The following is a 24961-nucleotide window of genomic DNA, read 5'->3' on the forward strand; positions in this document are numbered from 1 at the left end:
AACATATGGAAAGCCTATTCAGAAAATTTGCAAGATGGGCTTCAAGAGCTACGGGTAGGCCGATAACTTTTGTTTTAGCTGTATTTATAATTATAGTTTGGGGAGTGACTGGGCCAGTCTTTGGCTTCAGTGATACTTGGCAGCTCATTATCAATACAGGAACAACCATCATCACATTCTTAATGGTATTCCTCATTCAAAATACTCAGAATAGAGACACGGCAGCACTTCAAGTAAAGCTTGATGAATTGATTCGGGTCACAAAAGGCGCGCACAATGCGCTTCTAGATCTCGAGGAGCTTGAGGAATCTGAGCTTGAGCGTATTCGAGGAAGATATGAAGAAATCGCCGCAAATGCCCGTAAGGACATTAAAAGTGGTGGTATAGATACAGAAATTTGTGACGTGAAAAGCGACTAAATTTCTTTAGTCGCTTGGATAGAGGTCTTTAGTAAACTTGATTTTTAAATACCGGAACAAAAAGTTTAATAAGGGCTAATAGAGCTTTCTTGCCTTTACTTAATAAGCTTTTGAGTCGGGCGGCTTGTTCTTCTTCGTTTTGCGCGCGACCATCTTGAGCGACAAGTAAGGAGTCTTGGCGGAAGGATTCAATTTCCGCATTCAATTCATTCACTAATTCGGGACTATTTCTGATCACCACTCCCACTTCTCTATTTAAGAACAAAGATCTTGGATCTAGATTGAAAGAGCCAACGAAAGCAATTTTATTGTCTATCACAAAAGCTTTTCCGTGTGCGGTGTCGGGTCCATTGTATTCATAAATTTCCACGCCCATATCAATCATAGATTTTTTTACGGCAAGATATGCGGCTTGGGCAAAGAAGTTATCGGTAGAAAGAACAGAATTTGTCACCATGCGGATCTTAACTCCACGGAAGATCAACTCTTGCATGATGGCTAGAACTTCCTTTGTAGGAATGAGGTACGGAGACATGATGTTCAATTCTTTTTCGGCCGTATTTGCAATTTTCATCAGCGCGTGGCTCATGTATGCTGTTTTTTTGGTTACCAACTCGTCCGGCTTGTGAGAGAGGAATTCAATATCAGAATTGTCGGGACGATCTGCGAGCCAATCGTTGCCCGTATTGGATTGCACAAATTGTTCGTGGGTTCCATCAATAATTTTACCTAAAGAAATTTCTAAACGTTGAAGAGCTTCGTCGTAAAGTTTAAGAGTGAATTTCTTTCTTTTTTCGCATAGCTGTTGATCTCTATCCAATTGCTGTTCACAGACTTCTAAAGCTACTTTTGCGGGAAGATTTCTTTCAAAAATTGGATTTTTAACGATCTTGCTTTTGAATACCGCTAAGAAGTCCGCTCTGGCTGCCTGAACTGCAGGACCATCAAGTATTATATCTAGATCTTTGAAGTTTCTTTTCTTACCGAAGCCAAAGTATTTATCACCCACGTTTCTTCCGCCCGTGATCATCTTCTCACCATCTACGATCAATAGTTTGGAATGATCTCTTCTTGTTAGTTTGTGAAGGTTTAAAGTGAAGGGATTATAAAGTCTGAACTCGATGTTCACATTTCCTTTAGCGTCTGTTCCCTGTTCTATCATCGTTGCAAAGTAAGCTTTTGGGATTTTATTCGCTAAGGCATCGATTACCATTTTTACTTTTACGCCACGTCTAGCGGCATCTAAAAGTAGAGAAATACCGGCGATGGATTGATCGTCTTTCCAAACAGAAAAGTATTCCACATAGATTTCTGATTTGGCTTGTTGAATAAGATCAACTCTAGCTTGCAGAGCTTCTTTGTCATCGGCTAGAAGTCTAGCTCTGTCGGCATGTGCAAAAGGTGAAGCAATAATCAGGGCAAAAAGTACCATTAAGGCTTTCATAAGTTACTCCCAAGGCTTAATTAAATTATTGAAATATTGAAAAGGGTTATAACTCAAAATGTCATTGAATCACACCCTAATTGATGGATAATGAATATTACTCACACTACTTTCCTAAGGAGGGGATTTATGAAAAAAATATTGGCTACTTTAGCTATGGGGATTTGTTTATTTGGATCTCAGGGGTTTGCAGCAGACCAGAGTTCTGGTTGCGGGCCGGGTTGGTATCTTTTTAAAGATACATCTTTGGTGTCTTCAGCATTCCGTGCAACTACAAACGGAATCCTATTTCCAGTAACAACTATCGGTATGACCGTAGGGACTTCCAACTGTTCTCAACATAAACTGGTTAAAAAAGAGATGGAAACGCTTCACTTCGCTACTATGAATTACTATGAACTAAAAGGTGAAGTAGCGAAAGGAAATGGCGCATATCTTTCAGCTTTTGCCGAAACTATGGGTTGCAACTCTAAGTCTCAGGCACTTTTAAATTCGGAACTCAAAAACAATTACAAAAACTTGTTTCCACAAGGGAAAGCAAATCCAGAAGGCACATTGTTAGAGGTCTATAAAACTATTTTCCGCAATCAAAGCTTAACTAGTCAGTGCTTAAGCTTAGGCTAATTCTGATATTCTTAATCATGCTTTTGGCTCAATTCACTTGGGCCGAGAGCGATTTGGAAAAATTTGCAAACTCTTCTCAATGGCAACGGCTTTATCAATATAAAAATAAAAAAAGTAAAATTCAGTCTGAGATATTCTTTTTTGCCAAAGAAGGCATGACAAATCCATTGAGGGAATTGGAATCTAGTATTTCGGCATTTCATGATACTAAAATTCTTTACGGTACTCTGCAGATACCTGCAGCCTGTGCTTTTCCAGCACGTAAAAAAATAATTGAGAAAAATTTAAAAATAAAGTTTCCTGAAATCAAGTGCAAGGATTTAGACAGTTGGATTGAGCAAATCAATGCAGATAAATTGGCTATCGATTTTGCAGGTGCTTACAGTGGAAATCCCGCATCCATCTTTGGGCATACGTTCTTTCGATTTTATAAAGACGGTTTAACTAGAGAAGGACATGAGCTGCTCAGTCATGCCGTGGGATTCTTGGCCGTATCACCTCCAGAAGATAGCCGGGCAATGTACATGATTCGAGGTCTTACAGGACAATATCCTGGTTATTACCAAATAGAGCCTTTCTATATGAAAGTAGGAATTTATAATAATTCTGAAAGTAGGGATATTTGGGAACAGAAATTGAACTTAACACCGGAAGAAGTGAATTTTTCTTTACTCCTACTCTGGGAGTATAGCTTTAATGCCAAAATTCCTTATTACTTTATTGATGAGAATTGCTCCTATAGACTTTTAAGCCTCTTGGAAGTTGTAAGACCTGAAGCCAATTTACTAGATAAGTTTTCCCCTGTGGTTTTGCCTGCGGATACGGTGAGAATTTTATTGGCGGAGGGCCTTGCAGAGCGTGAGCCCAAATTCCGGTCTTCTATCTTAAGAAGACTCAATAAAAAATTAGAAAAATTAAATTCTGAAGATAAAAAGCAATTTGAAAAATCTAAGAAAAGCATTGAGTATCTCCAGGCTGTAGACAATGCAAAAATTCTAGATGCGCTTATAGATCACTGGACTTACACAAATTATAGAGCGCAGACAGATCTAGATGAGAGTGACTCAAAACTTATGGAGGAAACTTTTTTAAAAAGATCTAGGCTTCCCGAATTGAGCCTAAAAATGGATGATGAAGAATTAAAAAAGAATGAAAATTTAATTCCTCCTTATTTGGGGCATAAGACTTCCTCAATAACTATTCTAGGTGGGGGGCAGGAGTTAACTGGGGAAAATAGATCCCATGGAAGATTAAGTTATCGAATGGGTGCTCATAGTCTCACAGATTCTCAACAAGGTTATGAGGATATCGCTGCTATAGATTATTTGGGTTTTGATATTGAGACACAGGAAGTATGGAGAGCCTTATTGGTGGATGCGAAGTCCATCGAGCCTTTAAATAACCCGGAAAAAAAATGGTCATGGCTTGCGAATATTTTTTTAGAAAATGAGGAAAAGCATAAGTATTTAAGCGACACGCGTTTGGTCCTTAGGGGTGGGGGAGGCGGAGCTCTGGGATTTTCATTGGGAAAATTATATTTTATCCCGGCAGTCTTTTCTGAGTTTTGGGTAGATTCAGAGGTAGATGCAGTTTTGGGAATTGGTTTCGAATCCGGAGTGATTTTTCATTTCAATGATACAAGTATATGGATAAATAATGAATCCAATTGGAACAGGCTGGGCTATGAGTCAGTGTCGAAGATGAATTTCAGTTATCACATTAAGTTGAATCATACGATATTTGCTGAGTACGCATTGGAGGATTTTAATAGGCCTAACAATAACTTGAATTCAAAAATAGGATTGGTGGGATACAAGATTTATCTCTGAGAATTCATTTTAGCTCAATTACTCACGGACAATTTAGCATGATATGCTTTTATAAGCTCTAAAATTTCTGTCTTATTCTCTCTTCTAAAAAGAAAATAATAAGTAAAATTTTTAAGTTCTTTTTTTGGAAGTTCTATAGTTTCAATATCTGCTGGGAAGGTCGAAGAAACATAGACGGGTACTATAGAGAATCCCTGCTGGGCCACGATAAGAGATCGAATGACGCCCCAATCTTCACAAAGGACTTTGTAGTCTAAAGTTTTCGCATTGAAATCAAAACTTTGAAGCATCACTTCTAGAAAATGTGCGTCTTTTCTGTAAATTAGATGAGGTACATTTTTAAAAAAATCGCTGGTTGGTTTTCCTTTGGTTTTCTTAAGTAAATTTTTATGGACTGCAAATACAGGGCGACTTTCAAAGGCAACTTTAGAAAAAAGTTCAGAGGATTCAGGTCTTTCATGAGTTACTGCTAGATCCAATTCTCCTTCTAATATTTTTTTAGAAGCTTCAGCGGCAGATAGCATCGCACAGTGGAATTTTCCAGGGAAAGATAATTGAGGGAGAATAAATTCTAGAATTTCTGCTCTTGCGCCTATTCGTAAAACTCTTTGGGTCGGATCGCTGAATTTATTTTGCACCATTCCCATAGATGCCATGAGTTGATTGAGATGTTGCTTAGCGGAAAGATAAACCTCATTTCCAAAAGGTGTTAAAATCTTTTTTTTACCCACGGTTTTCATCAATGGAATGTCCAATGCGTTTTCCAGAGTTCGCATTTGTTGGGTTATAGCGGGTTGGGATATTTTGAGTTTGCTGGCGGCATCTTTAAAGTTTTTAGATTCCGCAACCGCTACGATTGTAGGAAGAAGGCGGATTAAGTTAGGATCAAAATTGATTACTTTATTTATCATAATAGGATTTTGTTATTATATTATTTATAATTGAAAGCTATTAAAAAGGGAATAATTTAACAAGATTATGGAAAAAGTAATTTTAACAATTATTTTTACTGTCGTTTCTGTATGAATTACTACAGAGTCCGAGTTTTATTTAAAGATATCTTTCAATTTATCTTTAAGGTTGTCTTTGAGTTTATCCGTTTGCTTTTGAACTTCTTGGCTAGCTTTGGATTTAGCTTTTTGAACAAGTTTATTTTTTTCATACTGAATTGTTTTTTGGGTCATTCTAGAAATTGTTTCTTGAGCGAATTTAAACTCCGGCTTGAGCGCAGATCCTTGAATTTGAATGGGGATTTCTAGTCTTCCTTTCGGGTCCTTATTGGCTTCAAAGAATGCACCCGAGCCTACATCTACAAGAAAGAGAGTTCCATTCATATTGACATTCATATCGAGGCCCAGAACACCAGTGGCATATAATTCTTCATTTTTTTGAGTCATCGCTTGAAAAGGATTTAAGGTAACCTTAGAATTTTTGATATCAAAGTTTCCGTTTATTTTCATGGGAACAGGTTTATTTGAAATCATTTTATCCATGATCGAACCAGGGATTTTAGCCGTTAAGTCTTTGGCCATATCTGCGATGGTGGCTACGTTAAGTAACCCGTTATCCATTTTAAAGTTTCCAGCGACTGTTAGTTTTTGCATAAAATCTTGTGATGAAGGAAGTTTTGAAGATCCTTGAACTTTCAATTGAGTGCGTCCAGATAAAGTTTTTTGGAACTGGGGGAGTGCCCAAGCGAGGGCTTTTTCAAATAAAAGATTTGGAGATTCAACATTAAATTGAATGATAGGATCTTTTTGTAGGAGGCTGAGTTTAATATTTTTTACGTTCACGGATCCATCAAAGATTTTACCTATTTTTACTTGAGATGTGCCAATGCCATTTTGAACTTGAGATTCTAAAGTGATGCCTTGAGCTCTCAAGGAATCCATTTCAAATTCCTTTATATCAAGACTCACATTTCCTTTGAATTGTCTGATAAGAGGTTCGTCAGGCAGAAATCCTTGAGCAGGTACTTGCGAAGGAGTAGGAGATGGTAAAGATTTTTCGATAGGGGATTTTGTCATGACGTATTTAGGAAGCTGTCCTTTGAGTTTGAGATTTATTGCTAAAGGACTTTTCATAAAATTATCTGCATTCACTCTGCCACTTAAATTCATTGAGAATTGGATATTTCCATCAGGGATTTGTTTTTGGAAGGTAGGAAGCAATGCTCTTATTTTTGTGAGATTTAAGGATTTTGAATCCAAAGTGATATTCATGGGAGCTGTCATTGATATGGGGGGCATCCCGGAAAAATTGATAATTCCTGCTGAAGTCTGTATTTGACTAGATTTCAAATTGAGAGAACGATTTCTTTGTACGGCATTTAAACTGATAGACAAAACATCCTTGGCATTTTTTAAAAAAAGATCTTTATAAATAATTTTTAATCCGCTCAAGTTAGAGCTTAAGTTTGCAGAGCCTGAATTGACGGCAAGCTTATCAATGGACATTTTGCTTTCCATGTTTAAATTGATTGGACCTTCAATCTTTAAATCTGGAGAAATGTATTTGATCTGTGTGGACAAATTTTTAAGACTCAAGTCATTGATCTGAATTTTAGATTGAGCTGCATTTTTCAAATCGCCATTTATGGATAATTTTGTAGAGACAAAGCCCGTCATAGGGTACTGAGAAAGTGGCAGAATAAATTTTTCTAAGCCACTGAGATTTGTCGGATTTATAGTCAAAGAAATTTGTCCGGGCATGGTTTTTGGATCCGTCATCAGTATGGACCCATGTCCGCTCGCCTCAAGTTGCGCAAATTTTAATGATATAGAATCAATATTTAAACTTTTATTGTAGCTGAATTTTGTTTTAAGTAAGAACGGTGTATTTTTTGGTTTTTGAATTATTTTGTTGTAGCTGAATTGCATTGAACTTAAATCCAAATCCAGAGATGCGTTTTTGAATACAATTTCTTTTCCGGCCTGAAACTCTGTTGCAATATTCGCTGAAAGCGTTCCATCATATTGAGTAGTTTCATCTTTTCCTTGAATTGTTAAAAAGGCATTCTTCAGGTCTAGAAAACCGCTGTATGTAATCTGTGAGATGGGTCCTACAATATTGATTCTTGAATTCAAAGATCCTTTCCATGATTTAATCGGAAGGTCGGCTCTTTGCGGAAGTGGAATTTTTTCTAGAGAAGGAATTTGTGCCAGGATTTGAAAAGCCACGTTCTTTTTGTTCAGGTCGACTTGTCCGCGATTTTTTGTAGAAATTGCTAGTACCGACAGGTCAGATTGAGAGAGGGATAGAATTCCGTTCTGCAGCACCCATTGAGATTTTAGATCAATAGGAATCCAGATGGGTAGCGGGGATTTATCAGATTTCATGGATGCAGAGAGATTCAAAAAAATTGGTGCTTGTAAGCTTTGAAAGGACAGAGCCAGGTTTGCGTCTTTGATGCTGGCAAGTTTTGACATGGGTTCATTAATTTCTATGTTAGCATTTTCAATTTTTAAAGACAGTTTTAAGTTTTTGATACTCGGCGATACGATCACATGCTCTAAATTCTGTATAGGTGCAGAAGGAGAAGCGCTCTGCGGTGGGCCGGGATTTTGTGTTCCACGCAAGAGAGAAATTACTTTTGGATTTTTAAGGATAGCTTCAACATCAGGAAAAAAATTGCTGGTCTTAAAATATCCATCGAGCATAGCTATTTTTAAAGATATTTTCTCTATTTGTATTTTATGATCTGAGCCGATCTGAATTGTGACATCGTCTAAATGCATTTTAATAGGTATGCTCAAGCCTATAGAGATATTTTTGTAGTCTAATGAAATACCCATCGGCGACAGAGTGGATTTAGAGATCTCTCTGACTTTGGAATCCAATACGGAATCAACTTTATAACCTAAAATAATAGCGATTATGATTAGGAGCGCTGAGAGTCCAATTGTAATTTTAATAAAAATTTTATTCAAAGATGCCAACCACTTCCAATAAATTGCTGTTTTTATTCATATTCATGATACCAGCATTAAAGCTTGTGTAAATATGGAAAATTAATGCTCGCCATCTGCGTCGCTCATTTTCTTTAAAACGATCTCGATAGTCTCGGAATCTATATGAGCTTTCTTCATCAGTGCTTTGGCCTTGGAGAAATCATCAGAATCGATGGCTTCAAAAAAGTCGTCGACTTTATCTATTTCAGCAAGCTTCTCAAGGACTAACGTGCCTTCAAAATCTGATTCATCCATTGGAGCCTTTAAGAACTTCCGCTGACAGGCGCTCAAGATTTTCTTCATTGGATGGAACGACAATATGCTCAACACGACGTGCAACTTCTGAGTTTTCAAATGCCTGAGCCCAAAATACAGTAGTTCCTTCTGTCGAAGGCTCAAGAGTGATTGTTAGGCGAAACTTTGGTTCAGAGATATGCTGAATAACTATTTTCGTGGGTGCTTCTACTTCTGCAAATACACTTTCATTTTGATAGTTTTTGCCGTCGGGTCCGTGCATGACGAATGACCAACGTCCTCCATTTTTCAATTCACAGGTATTAAAAGTATTGGTAAAACCAGCGGGCCCCCACCATCGTGCTAAACGTTCAGGATGAAAAGCACCAAAAACTTCCTCAACTGTTGCCAAAATTTTACGAGATGTCTTGAATGTGGTCACGATACCTCCATCATCTGATTTGAACCTTTCATTATTCATAAGTTTATCACCTGATTTTAATTGGTCCAATAGGAAATTTCTAAACCTAGCAATCAATTTTTTGAGTAGAAGAGGATTAGATATATAAGACTTCCGCAAAGAACACCAAGAAGTAGGCCTCCCAAAAGATCACTTAAAAAATGAACGCCGAGATACAACCTTGAGAAACTAGCTAACAAAGCCCAAATTCCGATCCAATAAGCTAAAGGATGTTGCCATATTAATAAGGCCACAAAAAATGAGAAGGTGGATCCGGCATGAAGCGAGGGGAAAGAATCATCGAGAGGAGATCCAACTAGGGAAGTGTAATTCGATATACACTGAAACGGACGTTTTCTTTTGAAGTATTTTTTAATTGCATGACCAAAAATCCATGCCAGTAGTGGAGCAAATAAAGCTTTAAGAAAAATAGTTTGTTGATCAATCAATTGAACGTTCAGGTAATTTAAAGTATTTAATGCTATTGCAGTACCAAACCAAACACGTCCTACAGCTGTATATGTTATGAATTTCAAAAATAAAGTAAATGGAATTCTACGATGGGTGGCGATCCAAAGCATAATCCTACAGTCTAGTTCTGCAATATTTTTATACGAAAAAAACATGAATCAAGAATTAACATTTGCTTTCAATTACAGTCATCGAACAAATGAAGCTAAAGATTTATAACGCGCGCAAGCTCTAAGTGAGGCAACTAAACTGGCTTGCCTGCCTGACAAGAATAGCTGCGTCACAAAAAATGGAGCTCGAATCACACAATTCAGTGTTTTATTAAAGTGAGATAAGAATTAAAATGATTTAAGAGTTCCAATTTTTTCCACGCTGAGCAAAGATTCCAACTTTGGGCCATTCGGTATTGTTTCTTTGGTGCCGAGCAGTTTTTTCTATTTTATGGGGATCTACCTGATTCATATAGAAAAGTATTTCGACATGTGAAAAATCGAATTGCTAGGGATCTATTTTTTAAAAGAATCCACTTTCTAATGGGCTTAAAACCTATTACAGTATGGTGATGAATATTTTAATCACTGGTGCCGGACGAGGCATTGGCTATCAAATGACAAAACAGCTTTCCGAAAAAGGGCATACGATTTATGCTGTAGTCAGAACTGTTGCTGACGAGTTAAAAGCTTTAGCAAACGTAAATATCATAGAAGGTCTTGATCTTGAAAATTTAACCACTATCGATCAAATTGTAGAGAGTTCTGATTTACCTAAAATGGATTGGGTAATTATGAATGCAGGTGTTTTTTTAGAAACACCCCTCAAAGATCTGGAAATTGAATTGGTACAAAAGCAAATTCAAGTGAACTCCATTGCGCCGCTTTATTTTGTTCAAAAGCTTTTACCAAAAATGAAAGAAGGAACAAAAATTGGTTTGGTTTCCAGTCAAATGGGATCCATAGGGGATAATTCTTCTGGAGGGTATTATGGATATAGAATGTCCAAGGCTGCTCTCAATATGGCTGGAAATGCGCTTGCGCATGATCTTAAGAATAGTGGCATCATTGTTTCTATTATGCATCCAGGATACGTAAAAACTCGAATGACTGATTTTATGGGAAATATGGATGCAGAGCTATCTGCAGCTCGATTGATCAGCTTGATGGAAAAAGCTTCCATCACAACTTCGGGAACCTTTTGGAACTATCAAGGAAATATTCTTCCTTGGTGATCTGTTAGGAGTAGGGGGAGCGGGTTTATTTTTTATTCATATGTCAGATTCTTTTGAGTCACGAAGTCTAAGAGATTTTTATATGCGCAATAATATTTATAGATCAACCACCGAAAGGTGATGTTATGAAAACTCCATAACTAAGATTTACTTATCTAACCATATCCATTGTCGATGAATATGGCATAAAGGTTTTTAAGATTTTTAATTTATTCTTAGAATAACTTTTGGGAGTTGAACTTCAACGCTGTAGATTTCTTGATCACGAATTAATTCTTTTACTTTAGCTTCTAGATCGATTTTGACAGTTGGATGCAATAATGCTTCACACATATCCACGCCATTGGACACATCCACTACATTAACGGTAACAACGCCAGAGTTTCCATCCACTTTTGTTAAATTGACTTCGATAACACTGTTGTGTTCTTTGCATCCGCCGCCTATCGTATAACCGATCTCTAAGTTCTTGCCATCATAGACAATCTCTTGAACTTCTGAGATGACAGTTCTTACTTCTTCAGCAAAAGCGGAAAAAGACATTAACAATACAATACCTAAAGATAAAATTGATTTCATAAAGCTCCTCATTGCTATTTTCGATAACAACTACAGAGCTTGAGCCCCAATGACAATTAACAGTTATTATTGAGTAAAATATTCTGTGGATTCTAAATTTTAACTAGAGTTACTATTACATCGTATGGATCTATTCGAGAGCGATTTTAGCGCATTGTTCATCTTCGATTGCTTTGGCTCCGCTAATTCCTATAGCGCCAACATACTTTTCTTTAATTTGGATAGGCAAGCCACCTTCATTAGCGACGACATCTTTTACGGTCACAAGTCCTACGCGGCCTTCTTTAATGCTATCAGCAAAGGCTTTGGTTGGTCTTTGAAAGGCGTTAGCAGATTTTGCTTTGTCGATTGCTCCGTCGATACTTCCCACATAAGTTCCATCGCCTCTATGAAAATACATAAGGTTGCCTTCGGAGTTGACTATTGCGATAGAAAGCTTCCAATTGTTTTTCTTTCCGCAAGCCACGGCCTTGTTTACGATCTTCTGAGCTGCTTCCAAATTAAATTCTGTTGGTTTCTCTACAGAATGAGCCGAATGGGCAAAAAGAAAAGATAAGAAAATTACGAAAAACTTCATAGAACCTCCTGAATAAGCAATTTATTGCAAAATATAAACACTTACTGACACTTTCAAGATGAATCGAGTTTTAGAATATTTAAACTGCTGAACAGGCATTCAGCATTGATTTTTAATATAATGTTGATTTTTGAAAACAATAGTTTTAGGTACAGTGATGGCTGATAATGACGCATTTTATAGAACTTATCTAAAACAAGAACTCCAAAGGAGAAAAGAACGAAACTCTCTCTACTCTCTAAGGGCATTTGCAAAAAGCTTGTCGATTGATAATGGTCAACTTTCAAAAATTATTTCTGGTAAAGCGCTTTTGTCTGTCGATCTTGCTGATATTATTTCAAAAAAACTAAAGCTTATTGGTAATGATCGCATTGGCTTTCTTGTTTCCGCAGCGGAGGAGCAAAAGTGCCATTTGCTTTATCTGGTAGATCCTACGCTAACCGAATGCGATTCTGACGAGTGCTCGTCATAGTGCCCCGCTTTAGTAGGCACACGAATTGTAAATATAGTTCTGGGAAGTTAAATTTAATTTAACTTCTTATTAATTCAATCCAACAATTCTTCGCGCTTCTTCACTTCTCATAAACTCATGAATTACTTTCCCAAGTTCGAAACTTGTGAGACTTGGCTTTTTACTGCCCGTATATGAAGCCAAGTCGTTTTCAATAACAACAAATTTATCATCGGCCCAAACATTTATCTAAAACGCCGGCAGCCATTTTATGTTTCCAATTTTCTTCAAATTATAAATGTTAATTTTGATCTATGCATGAGAATATCTAAGTTTATTCAGCGAATTGGTCTTCTCTGTATTATTAATTGGAGGAACAGATAGGCCTGTCGTGATAAGGAAGTGCTGTAGTCAATTTTGGATATTAAATTGATATGTAAAATCAATAAGATAGATAATAAACCACATGAATTGTTCTAAATATTTTTACAGTTCTAAAGTTATTTCATGTTTATAATTTTATACGTATAGATAAATTATTTCGTGGTATGTCTTAATATTCGAACTAATTAACTCGGATCAAGGTAACGAATAAAAAGGTACTATAATGAAAATGATGGCTTTTATACTTATGTTTTGTGCAAGCACAAATATTATGGCTACAGATAATTTTTGTAAAGTGACTCCGAATCCTAAGGGAACAATTTCTCAAACTGTATGTAAAGTCACTTTTGATGAGGTCCTTTTAGCCACTGCAGAATTAGATTCCGAAATAGTTTGTCATATTGAAGGACAAACAAGAGGGCTCAGCGCCTACTTAATGAATAATGAAATTAAAATTCAAGTGATCAAATTGGACGCTCAACCTACAGATGTTTTAAACGAAGTTGTACTTTATAAAGTCATAGAAATGCTTGGAACTTTTACGACTAGTTATGATGCTAAAGCTTCTGTGCAATATTCTGTAATGATTAATAAGAAACGCTTAAATTTGAAATGTCTTCCTAGCGAATAGTATTACCCGCTTCAGTATCTGCAATACTAAAGCGGGTTGAATAAAAACTATTCACTATATTACTACCAAGCATATATACACTTAAAAAGACCTTTTGCTATTGTCGTGTAGCAAACTTCCCTCATATTCGAATTGAAATTTTCTTTATATTCGTAAGTGTAACCGGATATTAGTGAGCAACCATAAAAATAATCATCGGTTTTTCCTACACTCTCTAGAAGAGTTTGTACCGCGAGGTCCTCTGACGGGTAGGAGCATTTACCGAAACATGAACCGGTCCAGAAGCTATATGCATAACATGCCTGCACAGCGCCTTTATGTTCTTCTTCAATCTCTACAGCTTGAGCACGCTGAAGACCCAACGAGCTTATTCCTATTAACAAACTCATTAAAAATAATTTAGTATGTTTCATTGTTCCTCCCTTAGTTAACGAATTTCTAAATACAGTTGTAGTAAAAAATTATATTGAATAATAGTTCATTAAAGTTATATACACTTAACTAATGGATATAGATCGAGTTAGATACTTTCACATATTTGCTGAAACGGGCTCGCTGGTAAGAGCTTCAGAAATCCTTCATATTTCGCAACCGGCCTTATCAAAAGCCCTAAGACTGCTAGAGCACGAAGTAGGAGCAAAGCTTGTTGAAGCGGAGGGAAGAGGTTTAAGACTCACCCACAGTGGCGTTACTTTTAGGAAAGAAACAGCAGGCTTATTGGACAAATGGCTGCAATTGCCCAAGTTAATTCAATCAGAACATTTGCAGGCACCAACCAAAATAGGATCTTTCGAAGTTTTTACGACTTATTTTTTAGAGAGTCTGACTAAATTTATTAAACTCGAAAACCTAGAGCTGCACGAGTACATACCTGGCCAGCTCGAAGAAGCAATTATCAATGGAACAGTTGATATTGGAATAACCTATGCCCCCATTCCCAAACAAGGAATTGAGTTTATAGAAGTGACTAAGATCCGGATGGGAGTTTTTGGTTTAAAAAAGTATAAAGATGTAACTTTATCCGAGTTACCCTTTGCAGTTCCTCTTTCTCCTATTGAAGGAACTCCTTCCAAAGTTGTAGGTCTTGATGGATGGCCCGATCATAAAATTCCAAGAAATATTAAATACCGAGTCACCCTAATGGAGTCTGCGATTGAACTCAGTAGAGAAGGGCATTGTGTTGCCTATTTACCAGAGTTCATTGTTCATAATCATAATAAGAAAGTGTTACCGGAATTTAAACTCATAGAACTTGAGTCATCCGTGTCGAAGAAAGACCGCATCCAGAGTGTCTTCCTAATTTACCGCAAGCATGCTGATGAATCGGTACTTGTCCGCCAATTGGCAAAATGCTTGCGATCGTTATCGTAATGGATGTGGCCCCGGATCGTCCGCAAGTGGGAGTGAGCGACCATCAAGAATGCTTATCTTTAACTCTAGTGCATCCAACTGCTCAACGCATCCCAGGTTTACGCGATATCCCCATTTTTGATTTCCAAAATAAGGAAATATCCCGCAAGTCTTGCAGAAAAGAGCGTCAACTGCGCGATCATTCCAACGATAAATTGCCATATGTTCAGGGTTTTGATGAGGGCGGAAATCTTCTGCTGGAATGTATTTCGCTGACATAATTGTTCCCCTGCGAATACAAAGTGAGCAATTACAGCGCCGTCCTTCGGTGATTTCTTCGCACGCAAAGGAAAATAGAATGTCTCCACAATGACAGCGAGCTGTGTATTCTTTTTTATTCAAAGAGGCACCTTTTCAATTTTGATAATTAATTATATTCCCATATAAACATTTTTTTGCTCGAGCATTTTTCCATTTTTATCAAACGAAGAGAGAAGTGGTAGAGCGTGGTCGATGTTCTCCACCTTGGTGTGAAGTCTACCATCAATTATCAGCTCAACTTCATGTTTTTGGGTTTCAGCGAGGACTACAGTTTGCAATAATTTATGATTAGCGTCCTTAACTTGAATTGTGGAACGCTTTAACTGAGTCTCCGGTATGATTTCGTGTTGAACGTAAAAAGTTTTACCATCTTGATGAAATATTTGAGTGGATTCAGAAACTCGACCTTGCCAAAAATCAGCCGTATTGTTAACGACAACGTCTATAAGCATCGTAATTAAGAAAACCACTGAGGTAAGAAGGTAAAGGACAACTCTTAATCCGACCTTCTTTGAGTTGATCCACGTAGAGTAATCTCTAGTCAACTCCCACCCGCCAGAGACACATCCAGTTTGAAAAATCATCATCAGACAAGCTGTTGCGGTTCCCAAATGATATAACAATTTTGATAAGAGTTTTTGCACGTATATTCCCCCGTAGGTGGCTAGATTTAATAATAACTGTGTTGCTTTGTTTTTCAAGGTGAAAGTACTTAAAGTGCCTAGTTTTATACCGCCGGCGCCGAAGGTGCATATAAATGATAAGCTAGCTAATTAGGTTAAAAATACCGTTGTTGCAAATTGGCAAGGTTGACAATGGCATTTATCAATGTACTCTCCTCAATTAATGTAATTGAATAATTTTGATTCAATGCAAACTCAAAGAGGGGGAATATCTTATGAAAATAAATATAATTGCTACCATAATTTTTCTATCATCTAGTTTAGGATGGGCTCAGTCTTATACAGACAAAGCGCTTCTTTTTGAAAGAAAAATGAAAATTGATTGGGAAGAGTGTAAGAAAAAATGGCAAACTAACAATGTAACTAGCTTTGAAGGTTTTTATTCTTACGGTGGAGGTTGTACAGTTTCGGTTACAGGAACTTCTCCTGAGCCATTTGGTACTGGCAGTCATTTCAAATACGAAATACAAGGTGGAAAACACGGCTCAATGAGAACGTCAATAAACGTTGATGCAAACCCTGATGGTTATAGCATTTACTACAGCTATACTTTCGAAGCTACTCCTACGCAAGTTGTGCTTCCTACATTTGAAGAAGCATATGCTGATATTAAATCTAGATTTAATTTAGGTGACGAGATAATTGCCTTTGGTAAACAAGATGGTGATAGATACAAAATTATTGATTACCGATACAAAATTAAAGAATAATTTCTTAATTTTACTGAACTTAAAAAAACGCAAAGCTTTAAAAGCTTTGCGTTTTTTTATTTTAGGTGGATCGAGAGAATATAAGGTTGTGCCGTCGGTTTGGTATTCACATGGATTTCCGTATCTTGCTGAATCCAATAATTAATGTGGCCTTGCGGAGATGGAGATATATAAGCCATATGATTGATCTGATTGATATACTTTAGAGAGAAAGAATTATGGATATTGGATGGTGTAAGTTTGAGAAACTTTTTAGGGCACGAAAAGTTATGTTTTAGACATCTCTTTGGCTTTAAATCCAAATAAATCTATTTTTAACCTGGCATGCTATCTGCTTAGTAAATGAATTGAAAAACCGTCATATTTGATAATTTTGGGAAGTAATCCAACAAGCTTTGGAACGGTACGTATCCATTTTAGTGTTTAGAACGTGCGGTGACATTTTTGCGCCCCACGGTAAAGGTGCTTGCTATGAAACTATTTATAGGACTGCTTTTTATTTGCGTGACCCTATCCCATACTAGCGCCGAAGCCAATAGCCAGTGTGCAAGCCTCTTTGAAGAAGAAATTGTCGATTTTTCCAGTGAGTGGGGAGTTAATTTTCTATCTTATTCTGATCCAGCTTGGACTGAGCCCGGTTACCTGAAAGAACTGGCGAAGTATGCGGCACCAACAATCACTAATTACGGCGGCCGCGCAGAGTTGCTTCTATCTAAATTTGATAAGGTTTTCAATGATTTCAGTGATGGATTCATTGCAAGATTTACGATTAGCGGCACTGATGCAAACAATTATCTATTTGATTATGCGGCTCAGTCTTACCATTCTAGAACGCGCAAAGAACCAATTGATGTTAAATTGTTATCATTCGAGGACCCTTATGCAGGAGCATACGGTAAAATTTACGATTTGAAGTATGGAAGCTCTCAACTGACGATTCCGACTCCAAGACTGCATCCAAATCGCAAGTATAGTAAGGCGGAACTTGCCGAGATTAAAAAGATAGAACTTAGAGCACTTAAATTTATTCGAGAGAAAGTCAAGAACCCAGATCTTGAAATTGGCGGAATATTTATTGAGCCCATTCCAGTCAGTCATGGCATTTATATGTATCGCCCAGAATTTATGAGACAATTACGAAAACTTGCTGACGAACTGAAGGTACCTATTTTCGCAGATGAAATATTGACGGGTGGTGGAAGAACTGGAAAGTTTTGGGCCTATGAGCACTATGAAGGGTTCGTTCCTGATTTAGTCACTTTCGGTAAGGGACTTGTTGTTGCCGGTATATTTGTACCAACTCGAAAATCATCTTCTCTAGAAATTAACCCTTGGGACATTGGAAGCACAACTACATCGGCCAATCCGCTAAGCTTAGTGCAAGCAATACAAGTGCTCGAAACAATCAAAAAACGCAACCTCATCGACAACGCGCGAGACGTCGGAGAATATTTTTATGAGCGTCTCAAGCAAAGGCATCTAGAGTCAAAAATCTATAAGACTGATGACTTAGATGTTCGCGGAGTAGGGCTTTTGCTTTGGTATTCTTCTTATAGAAGAAATTTTAAAATTGATTCATATAAAGAGGGGTATGGTCCCAGAATGCTTCCTCCTCTAACACTAACAAGACAACAAGTTGATGACCTGTTTATTGAGTCTAGTAAAAACGACGGGAATTCTCTTTAGGAAAAACTAAAATAGGTTTCCAATTGGTCTTTTAAAATATCAAGAAACACGTGGCATTCCACACCGAAACGGGGGAATTTATCCTATCCGTGAGCCCTGAAAATCTAGGTATGCCCCTTGTAATGGGCATACCGCTTGCAGTTATTAAACTAAACTATGGCTTAAGCTATGACTCCTTCAAAAAAAAGGACGGTCCAAGATGCTCGCAGATTTTTTGACCACGAAAAAAAATGAAATATTGGCTCTCACAGAAGAAAAAACCTTAGAGCTGGCGGGGGACCATCCGAGCTCAGTGCAACTTAAAAAAGGACTGCCCATTTTTCTTAATCAAGTGATTGACGTGATTCGCAATTCTGAAAAACATTCTTCTCCTCCGCAGAAAGATATTAAAGCGATCGCCGAAGCAGCTGACAGAGGCGATGAAGCTGCGATGGCTGAGGCTGCAGGTCGACCTGAGGAAGCTGAATTAGCGGAATCGGCCGGTCGTCACGGCACTGAGTTCCAGCGATTAGGTTATAACCTTTCTCATGTAGTTCACGCATACGGAGCCATGTGCCAGGCTATCACGGAGGTTGCATCCAAAAATCAGTTTAAAATTTCTACGACTGAATTCCATTCCCTCAATCGAAGCCTCGACGTCGCAATCGCCGGTGCTGTTACGGGCTATCAATCACTCCAAGAGACCAAAGAACAAAAGCACGACAGTAACCAAACAAAATTTTTTGTCGATGAAATCCGTAACACTCTCACTTGTGCTCAGGTGGCCTTGCAATCTATTAAAACTGGAACCGTAGGTATCGGCGGAAACACAGGTCGGATCCTGGAACAGAGCTTAGGAAAAATTGGAGAACTTTTAGACCGGTCTCAAGAAAATTCGCCTTAATATAAAATAGTTAATATTGATTTCGTATCGAATCTCAAGGCTCTTATGACTTTTATTTTAGATGGATCGAAAGAATATAAGAATGTGCAGTCGGTTTTGCGCTCACATTGATTTCCATATCTTGTTGAATCCAATAATTAATGTAGCCTTGCGGAGATGGAGATACATAGCCCGTATAATTTCCATAAATACGTGGACGAGAGTGTTTATTTGTCTCTACTCCATCCATCACAATGTACTTTTCGTATTGAGCTTCTTCTTGAGCCATGTAATTGATCTGATTGATATACTTTGCAATTTGAAAAGACTTAAAGAGTTCGTTAAAATTTGGAAAGATAATTTTAGGATCAGAGCTTGAATGATTTAAAACATAATTTATAAATTTACGACCTTCTTTTTTTTCAAGATACGAAACAAATAAAAGTGCATGTCCATAGAAAGATTCTTTATCTTCTACCAGCTCCAATTTTTTTGAGGGCTCAAGCGGCATCCATGGAGATTTCATCAAATGAGTTGCTGCTAATGAGAAATTTTCTTCACTGGATATTTTATTTTCAAAGTAAAGAGCCATTCCTTCTTCAAACCAGGTCGGATAAGTTTTTCCTAGCTGTTGACTGATATAATGAAAAAGCTCATGTGTGAGCTTTCTTTTAAAGAAAGAAACATCACTTAAAAAAGCATCATTCACAAAGATTTTAAAATCTGTTTTTGATTGTTGAGACTTGCAGACGATCGCAGCAAAATCTTTAAATGGGGCGGGTAGTGTGTCCCCAAATGAATAGATATGAATACGATTTGGGACAAGAGAACTTAAATTATGTTTATGCAATTCTCTAACAATTTGAATCCATGCGACTTGAAAGGATTCTGTGGAATGAACCGCGTAAGGCACTTCTTTTTTCCAATATATAGACAGCTCACTGTTCTCTAAATTATTGATTTTTTGCGATTTAAATAAGGCCAAGTTTAAATCAAAACAGCCACCAGGAAGTAAAAAATCATTGCTAGAGAATCCTTTTTGAGTCCCTAATAATATCAAAAATATAAATAATATTAAAAGCTTAAGCTTATTTATCAATTTATGCCCCTTGAACTTCCTCAATTTAACTCAAGCGTTCCCTAAATCGGAACGAATATTTTATAAATTGAATATTTTTCTATATAAGTTGGGAATGCGCTGAGATATACAACTGCAAAACCAAAAACGTGGGACGAAATGGAAATTGAATCGAACAAAAACATTCGAACTAGTAAAGCTAGCGCAGACCAAAAGTCTCCGCGTGTCTTTGATTATTTGGATTATCGTGAGTATCTCAAAGCATACTACGAATACAACAAGTCCATTAACCCTCACTTTTCCTATGGGCAGTTTGCTAACAAAGCCAAGTTTCAAACTCGCAATTACCTAAAAAGAATCATTGATGGCGAAAGACCCATTACAAATGAAAACCTTCCGAAGTTCTGTATCGCACTTAATTTGACCTTAAAAGAATCTCAGTACTTTGAATCTCTAATTAACTACAATCAGGCTAAAGATCCATCAGTTAAAAAATATTATTTCCAACACTTAAGAGAGGCCGCAACAGGCGTTCCCAATTCAGCTATTGAGTTGAGTTATAACCAGTATGAACTCTTCTCGAACTGGTACAATATTCCTGTGTTTGATGCCCTCTCGCTAACACACATTGATCCTACGCCAGAGAGTATTTCTAAAGTATTTCGAAAGAAAATCACTCCTAAAGAAGTCAAAGGGGCGTTAGAGCTTTTAGAAAAAGTAGGATTAATTTATTTTGATGCCGAATCTCAACGATACAAGAGATCAATGGAAAAAATAAAATACACTCAAAGTGTTGTGAATCTCGCCGTGAGAGAGTTTCACAAGCAAACTCTTTCTAATGTGATTGATTTTATCGAAGAAGAGCCACTCGAGGCAAGATATCTTCGATCTCTGACGGTTTCAATCAACAAAGATCACATCAAAGAAGTTTATTCTGAGATCGATAGCTTGATCCAAAAGTTGAATAATAAATATTCCGACACTCAGGGTGATAAAAATATGCTCATGCAATTAAATTTAAATGTTTTAAATCTTATTAAAAATAATAAAGGAGAAACGAAATGAAAATTTTAAAATCGACACTTGCGGTCTTTGCAATATTGCTGATCGCAGGACAAGTGAATGCCGGATCGGATATCGGCGGGGGCACGCTTAATGAATTTGGAGTTGAGTATCCAACTCAATCTTCAGAGGATAGCTACTATTGTGATTATAGCTATGACACTTTAGATATTGCAATGTCTACGGCACTCAACCAGGCAAGAACTGATTTTGGTAGAGCTAGAAATACAATCCGCAGAGGTATCCAAAGCGCAATTATTGGTTTTAGCAAATGGGGTAAAAACTATAAACCTCTCACAAAGGATGCTTTGGTTAGGGCTTTAGAATTAGATCGTATCTTTAATGATAGCTGTGGAGAAAAAGTAGAATTCTGCCAAGCAGATAGAAGAGCCTTAAGATTTGTTTACGGATATTTGCAGCATGTAAAAGAGAGAATTGTTCCTCTGGATCGCGATTATTATATGCCATTAAATTCTTACCAAAGACCTTACACTCCTGTGAATGGTTCTCAATATGATGATGGTAGAACCTATGCTGGTGGAAATTTGTATGGTGGTGGCGGCATGTGGGAAATCTTTGCTTCAAAATATAAAGACACAGCGATAGCACTTCTTCAAGTTTATGCTGGTCAAGGATCTGACTATCAACTTCCGGAGGCTTTCGGTAATGACACTTACGAATTGAGAGCTGCTGTAAAAATCTTTAATTACGCAAGTTATGATTTAAGACGTGATGATCTCAATAGAGTATTTAAATGTGAGATCAGTGGTCTTAGTTCTTTAGCTCAAATGCTATCAGCACAATTGAACGGTAACGGTCCATTCTATAGCAAACGCGAAGCTTGTTTAGAAGCAAGAGGCTTTGCAGACCGTGTGATAACAACTTCAGATGCATATCACTGCCGAATGAATAGAAGAAATTAATAAAGGAGAATTTTTGTGAAATTATTAACGTTAGCTATATTGCTTTTTTCTCTAAAAGGATTTGCGGGACCGCAACTTCCACAGGATTTCTCTCAACTCGAGGGAGCATTCAAAGGTGTCGGGCTCTCAAGCAAAAAATCTGCTTATCTTTTGGTGTATAGAGTTTTAGAAAACAACCAGTCCAGCTGCAGATTCAATATCTTTTTAATCTCTCAAAATAAAGCGGGTGGACAAGTTCTAGAAGCAGAATGCATTGGGGCGACAGCTCTTGCTGTTCTGGGAATCGGAACAACAAGCAATTCTAAATATCTCGAGGCTAAGCTTCCACCTGCGGGCATTTTAGAAGAAAGATTCGATGCAAAGCATGGCAGATATTTGCACCTAGGTAGACAAAAAAATACCTCCTTTCTTCCAAGCCCGCTTGCTGAAGACTATGCATTCACATCTGATTCAGATGACATACGTGTTTATACAGGTGCACCACTGGGTTTATTCAATAGCAACTCAAACTCGGTCAGTAGCACAAAGGGCAATCAAGGAACATTGAATCTTGTTACTCAGCTTCCTTCATTGGGTTTAACTGGAAAGTTTGTGGGCGTATCAGAGCTTGCGGGTGTAACTATTTTGAGAGAACAAAAATTGGACAATAGCTTGTATCAATACAGCGAAGGTGAAATCTCGGGAATGCTTGTAACAATTGTAAGCGGGAAGCGTGTGATGGTGGTGGTTGGAAAAATTTCTGACGGAAGACCTCAGTCCATTGTATTTTTACCCCTAACTAAAAACTAAGGATTTTATATGAAACCTCTTATACTTTTATTATGCCTGACTTTTACGATGACTTCTTTTGCACAAGAAGGCGTTTCAACAGACATCGATCCTGCAAGACTCAACGAAGTGATGGACTGGGTGAACAATGCAAAGTTTGAATTGGACACGGGAATCGAAGATATTTCTAAATCTTCTATCACTGAGCAAGAGTCCTCTTACAGTCAATTGATTGCTAGGGTTCTCCAGGCCTCAGGAACAAGATCTAATGAATTTCTAATGAGAAATATGCTTTACAGAACTCAAGTGGTTTATAAGTCCATTCAAAATACTGCGCCTTCGCCAAAACGAGATGCCTATGCTCGCAGAATTTTGGATGAAGGAGTGGCGTGGTCATTAAGACTCTACCAATTGGACAAGAGTTTGCTTGAGCAAATGAAATCTCAATCTATCCCTGATTATGTTCGTGGAGTTTCTTTTGTTAGTCTAGGACTTCAATGGACTGAGTATATGTTTAGTCTTTATTATGCAGTTCCTGATAATAAGGCCAAACTACAACTTATGAAAGATCTAATGGGACTTTTGTATAACGACATCAATAATGATGATTCTGTAAAAAGAATTTTAGCTCCAATTTCTGGAAAGATTGCTTTTAAAAATGAAGAGTTAAAAAATAAGTTACAAAATAATCCTCCGAAGACTCCGATTGAAGAACTTGCGCTTGCCAGAGATTTGAGAAGATTTATGGAGCAACATATCGAGGCTGCTAAAAAATTATTATCACCCTATTCAAAGTCTGGGACTAGATTTTGAAGATTATAATTTTTCTTGCATTAACATTATCAACAGCCTGTTCCTTCGCTCAAGTTGGTGTATCGACGGATATTGATCCGAAGAGAATCAATGAAGTATCAGAGTGGGTTGATAATGCAAAGTTTGAATTGGATAAGGGGATTGAAGACATCTCTAAGCTTCCAATTCCTGAGCAAGAAAATGGTTATAATGATCTTATCGATAAAGTTCTAAAATTATCAAATGCAAAACCAAATGAGTTCTTAATGCGTAACATGCTTTATAGAACTCAGGTGGTTTATAAAGCCATTCAAAATAGCTCATCATCTCCAAAGCGTGATGCATATGCACGAAGAATCTTAGAGGAAGGAGCAAAGTGGGCGTTAACACTTTATGAGGCGGATCAAGATTTGCTTCATAAAATAAAGACTTCAAAAGATCCTAGCGAATTCAAAGGAGTGTCATTTGTTAATCTTGGGCTCCGCTGGGCTGATTATGTTTTTAATTTGTATTATTCAGCGCCGGACAACAGCTCTAAATTTCTTTTGATGAAAGATATGTTAGGGCTACTTTATAATGACATCAACGATGATGCTGCAGTTAAGAAAATACTCGCAGCTGTCTCGAAAAAAATTATATCAAAACATGCCGAGCTAAAAAACTACGATCCAAAAAGTCTAAATGAAGAACTTGAAGCTGCAAGAGATCTCCGCCGATTTATCGAACAGCATATTTCAGCTATCAAAAATATCATTTCTGATTACCCTGATATCTATAAGAATCTTATTCCTTTTGATGCCTATAATTTGAGGCTCGAGGTTTTATCGTCGGTAATGTATAAAAATATATTTCCTATCTGTGAGGGTATGGAATTTTCAGAAATTTTATTCTCTAGACCTTTGCTGAGCGGAATGATCATTCGTATTCTTGAGCCGCTGAAGTGGGGAGATAAACTTGACTACAATCAGCCAGTTCGTTTTCGATTGGAAGAAAGTAGTCCGAAAATTTCAGATTACGCACCTTTATTGCCAAATTGTGAAGGAACTCTTTCCTTGTCATCGCTAATACGAGAAGGAGATTATAAACTAAATGATAAGTATTTTAGACCCGTCAGTGAAGCTGTAACTTTTAATAGTAGGCATGGTATAGCTAAAGAGAATGTGTACTTAGTTGATAAAAAAAACCTTAAACCTTATGATAGAAAATGTCTTATTATTCCACAGCATACAAAGCTTACAGTCAGTAGCAAAGATGTGAAGTCACTTCCTTTTTTTATGCCTGATTTACTTGGAGTAATTGAGTCATTTATTTCCAGAAAAAACAAATTTATTGTTTCAGATATAGATCCTAAGCAGATTTATAACTTTGTAGAAGTTGTAAGCGATGACCCTAAGCTTAACGGCTGTAAAGGGTATATTCTTAGACATTATATTACTATGGTGGAATAA

27 protein-coding genes are annotated in these 24961 nt (G+C 37.2%); 15 read left to right on the plus strand and 12 right to left on the minus strand.

Annotated elements, in window-relative coordinates; all coding sequences use genetic code 11:
• The first annotated feature begins 5 nt into the window (after positions 1-5).
• Positions 6-419, plus strand: a complete 414-nt coding sequence (locus V4596_03460; GenBank protein MES2768180.1) for a low affinity iron permease family protein — start codon at positions 6-8, stop codon at positions 417-419.
• Positions 420-447: 28 nt separating this feature from the next.
• Here the strand turns inward: V4596_03460 and V4596_03465 are convergent, their stop codons facing one another.
• Positions 448-1863 (minus strand): phosphatidylserine/phosphatidylglycerophosphate/cardiolipin synthase family protein, encoded by a 1416-nt coding sequence (locus V4596_03465; GenBank protein ID MES2768181.1) that lies wholly within the window; start codon positions 1861-1863, stop codon positions 448-450.
• A 129-nt stretch (positions 1864-1992) separates the two neighbouring features.
• Here V4596_03465 and V4596_03470 point away from each other — a divergent pair, with 129 nt between their 5' ends.
• Both V4596_03470 and V4596_03475 read left to right on the plus strand, forming a co-directional pair.
• A complete protein-coding gene (locus V4596_03470; protein ID MES2768182.1) occupies positions 1993-2487 on the plus strand; it encodes a DUF3015 family protein in 495 nt (164 codons plus the stop codon).
• Between the two features lie 17 nt (positions 2488-2504).
• Positions 2505-4316 carry a DUF4105 domain-containing protein gene (locus tag V4596_03475; protein MES2768183.1) on the plus strand — a complete coding sequence of 604 codons (1812 nt, stop codon included), beginning with the start codon at positions 2505-2507 and terminating at the stop codon, positions 4314-4316.
• A 14-nt stretch (positions 4317-4330) separates the two neighbouring features.
• Here the strand turns inward: V4596_03475 and V4596_03480 are convergent, their stop codons facing one another.
• The 5 genes from V4596_03480 to V4596_03500 form a co-directional block, all read right to left on the minus strand.
• Positions 4331-5227 carry a LysR family transcriptional regulator gene (locus V4596_03480; protein ID MES2768184.1) on the minus strand — a complete coding sequence of 299 codons (897 nt, stop codon included), beginning with the start codon at positions 5225-5227 and terminating at the stop codon, positions 4331-4333.
• Positions 5228-5362: 135 nt separating this feature from the next.
• Positions 5363-8245: a hypothetical protein gene (locus V4596_03485; GenBank protein MES2768185.1), complete on the minus strand. Its 2883-nt coding sequence runs from the start codon at positions 8243-8245 to the stop codon at positions 5363-5365.
• 81 nt (positions 8246-8326) lie between these two features.
• Complete coding sequence (locus tag V4596_03490) at positions 8327-8521, minus strand: hypothetical protein (GenBank protein ID MES2768186.1); 195 nt, start codon at positions 8519-8521, stop codon at positions 8327-8329.
• Entirely contained in the window at positions 8514-8981 is a 468-nt protein-coding gene (locus V4596_03495; GenBank protein MES2768187.1) for an SRPBCC domain-containing protein, read from the minus strand. The genes V4596_03490 and V4596_03495 overlap by 8 nt, the downstream gene beginning before the upstream one ends.
• A gap of 53 nt (positions 8982-9034) precedes the next feature.
• Entirely contained in the window at positions 9035-9496 is a 462-nt protein-coding gene (locus V4596_03500; GenBank protein MES2768188.1) for a phosphatase PAP2 family protein, read from the minus strand.
• Positions 9497-9993: 497 nt separating this feature from the next.
• Between V4596_03500 and V4596_03505 the strand changes: the two genes are divergently transcribed.
• Complete coding sequence (locus V4596_03505) at positions 9994-10656, plus strand: SDR family oxidoreductase (protein MES2768189.1); 663 nt, start codon at positions 9994-9996, stop codon at positions 10654-10656.
• 204 nt (positions 10657-10860) lie between these two features.
• Here the strand turns inward: V4596_03505 and V4596_03510 are convergent, their stop codons facing one another.
• Entirely contained in the window at positions 10861-11235 is a 375-nt protein-coding gene (locus V4596_03510) for a hypothetical protein (GenBank protein MES2768190.1), read from the minus strand.
• 130 nt (positions 11236-11365) lie between these two features.
• A complete protein-coding gene (locus V4596_03515) occupies positions 11366-11812 on the minus strand; it encodes a heme-binding protein (protein MES2768191.1) in 447 nt (148 codons plus the stop codon).
• Positions 11813-11942: 130 nt separating this feature from the next.
• Here V4596_03515 and V4596_03520 point away from each other — a divergent pair, with 130 nt between their 5' ends.
• Together V4596_03520 and V4596_03525 are read left to right on the plus strand one after the other, a co-directional pair.
• The gene (locus V4596_03520; GenBank protein ID MES2768192.1) at positions 11943-12284 is read left to right on the plus strand and encodes a hypothetical protein; all 342 of its coding nucleotides are present in this window, start codon (positions 11943-11945) and stop codon (positions 12282-12284) included.
• Between the two features lie 634 nt (positions 12285-12918).
• On the plus strand, positions 12919-13278 hold the full coding sequence (locus V4596_03525) for a hypothetical protein (protein ID MES2768193.1): 360 nt from the start codon (positions 12919-12921) through the stop codon (positions 13276-13278).
• A 62-nt stretch (positions 13279-13340) separates the two neighbouring features.
• On the opposite strand, the gene V4596_03530 is transcribed toward V4596_03525, so the two are convergent.
• Positions 13341-13691 carry a hypothetical protein gene (locus V4596_03530; protein ID MES2768194.1) on the minus strand — a complete coding sequence of 117 codons (351 nt, stop codon included), beginning with the start codon at positions 13689-13691 and terminating at the stop codon, positions 13341-13343.
• A 91-nt stretch (positions 13692-13782) separates the two neighbouring features.
• Between V4596_03530 and V4596_03535 the strand changes: the two genes are divergently transcribed.
• Positions 13783-14649, plus strand: a complete 867-nt coding sequence (locus tag V4596_03535; protein ID MES2768195.1) for a LysR family transcriptional regulator — start codon at positions 13783-13785, stop codon at positions 14647-14649.
• On the opposite strand, the gene V4596_03540 is transcribed toward V4596_03535, so the two are convergent.
• Both V4596_03540 and V4596_03545 read right to left on the minus strand, forming a co-directional pair.
• The gene (locus V4596_03540; protein ID MES2768196.1) at positions 14641-14907 is read right to left on the minus strand and encodes a hypothetical protein; all 267 of its coding nucleotides are present in this window, start codon (positions 14905-14907) and stop codon (positions 14641-14643) included. The two genes, V4596_03535 and V4596_03540, sit on opposite strands and share 9 nt — an antisense overlap.
• A gap of 152 nt (positions 14908-15059) precedes the next feature.
• Complete coding sequence (locus tag V4596_03545) at positions 15060-15593, minus strand: DUF3332 family protein (GenBank protein ID MES2768197.1); 534 nt, start codon at positions 15591-15593, stop codon at positions 15060-15062.
• Positions 15594-15847: 254 nt separating this feature from the next.
• Between V4596_03545 and V4596_03550 the strand changes: the two genes are divergently transcribed.
• The 3 genes from V4596_03550 to V4596_03560 all read left to right on the plus strand — a co-directional run bounded on the left by V4596_03550 (position 15848) and on the right by V4596_03560 (position 18911).
• Positions 15848-16342 carry a hypothetical protein gene (locus V4596_03550; protein MES2768198.1) on the plus strand — a complete coding sequence of 165 codons (495 nt, stop codon included), beginning with the start codon at positions 15848-15850 and terminating at the stop codon, positions 16340-16342.
• A gap of 471 nt (positions 16343-16813) precedes the next feature.
• Positions 16814-18028 (plus strand): aminotransferase class III-fold pyridoxal phosphate-dependent enzyme, encoded by a 1215-nt coding sequence (locus V4596_03555; protein ID MES2768199.1) that lies wholly within the window; start codon positions 16814-16816, stop codon positions 18026-18028.
• A gap of 199 nt (positions 18029-18227) precedes the next feature.
• A complete protein-coding gene (locus V4596_03560; GenBank protein ID MES2768200.1) occupies positions 18228-18911 on the plus strand; it encodes a hypothetical protein in 684 nt (227 codons plus the stop codon).
• Between the two features lie 52 nt (positions 18912-18963).
• Here V4596_03560 and V4596_03565 read toward each other — a convergent pair whose 3' ends face one another.
• Entirely contained in the window at positions 18964-19989 is a 1026-nt protein-coding gene (locus V4596_03565) for a hypothetical protein (protein MES2768201.1), read from the minus strand.
• A 138-nt stretch (positions 19990-20127) separates the two neighbouring features.
• On the opposite strand from V4596_03565, the gene V4596_03570 reads away from it, so the two are divergent.
• Genes V4596_03570 through V4596_03590 form a run of 5 tightly spaced genes read left to right on the plus strand, consistent with a single transcriptional unit; the run spans position 20128 to position 24961 of the window.
• Positions 20128-21033, plus strand: a complete 906-nt coding sequence (locus V4596_03570; GenBank protein MES2768202.1) for a TIGR02147 family protein — start codon at positions 20128-20130, stop codon at positions 21031-21033.
• Positions 21030-21953, plus strand: coding sequence for a hypothetical protein (locus V4596_03575; GenBank protein ID MES2768203.1), 924 nt, complete (start codon positions 21030-21032; stop codon positions 21951-21953). Before V4596_03570 ends, V4596_03575 begins: the two co-directional genes overlap by 4 nt.
• A 15-nt stretch (positions 21954-21968) precedes the next feature.
• The gene (locus V4596_03580) at positions 21969-22742 is read left to right on the plus strand and encodes a hypothetical protein (GenBank protein MES2768204.1); all 774 of its coding nucleotides are present in this window, start codon (positions 21969-21971) and stop codon (positions 22740-22742) included.
• A gap of 9 nt (positions 22743-22751) precedes the next feature.
• Entirely contained in the window at positions 22752-23534 is a 783-nt protein-coding gene (locus V4596_03585; GenBank protein MES2768205.1) for a hypothetical protein, read from the plus strand.
• A complete protein-coding gene (locus tag V4596_03590) occupies positions 23531-24961 on the plus strand; it encodes a hypothetical protein (GenBank protein ID MES2768206.1) in 1431 nt (476 codons plus the stop codon). The genes V4596_03585 and V4596_03590 overlap by 4 nt, the downstream gene beginning before the upstream one ends.

This window comes from Bdellovibrionota bacterium, from assembly GCA_040386775.1.
Classification (GTDB): domain Bacteria; phylum Bdellovibrionota; class Bdellovibrionia; order Bdellovibrionales; family JAEYZS01; genus JAEYZS01.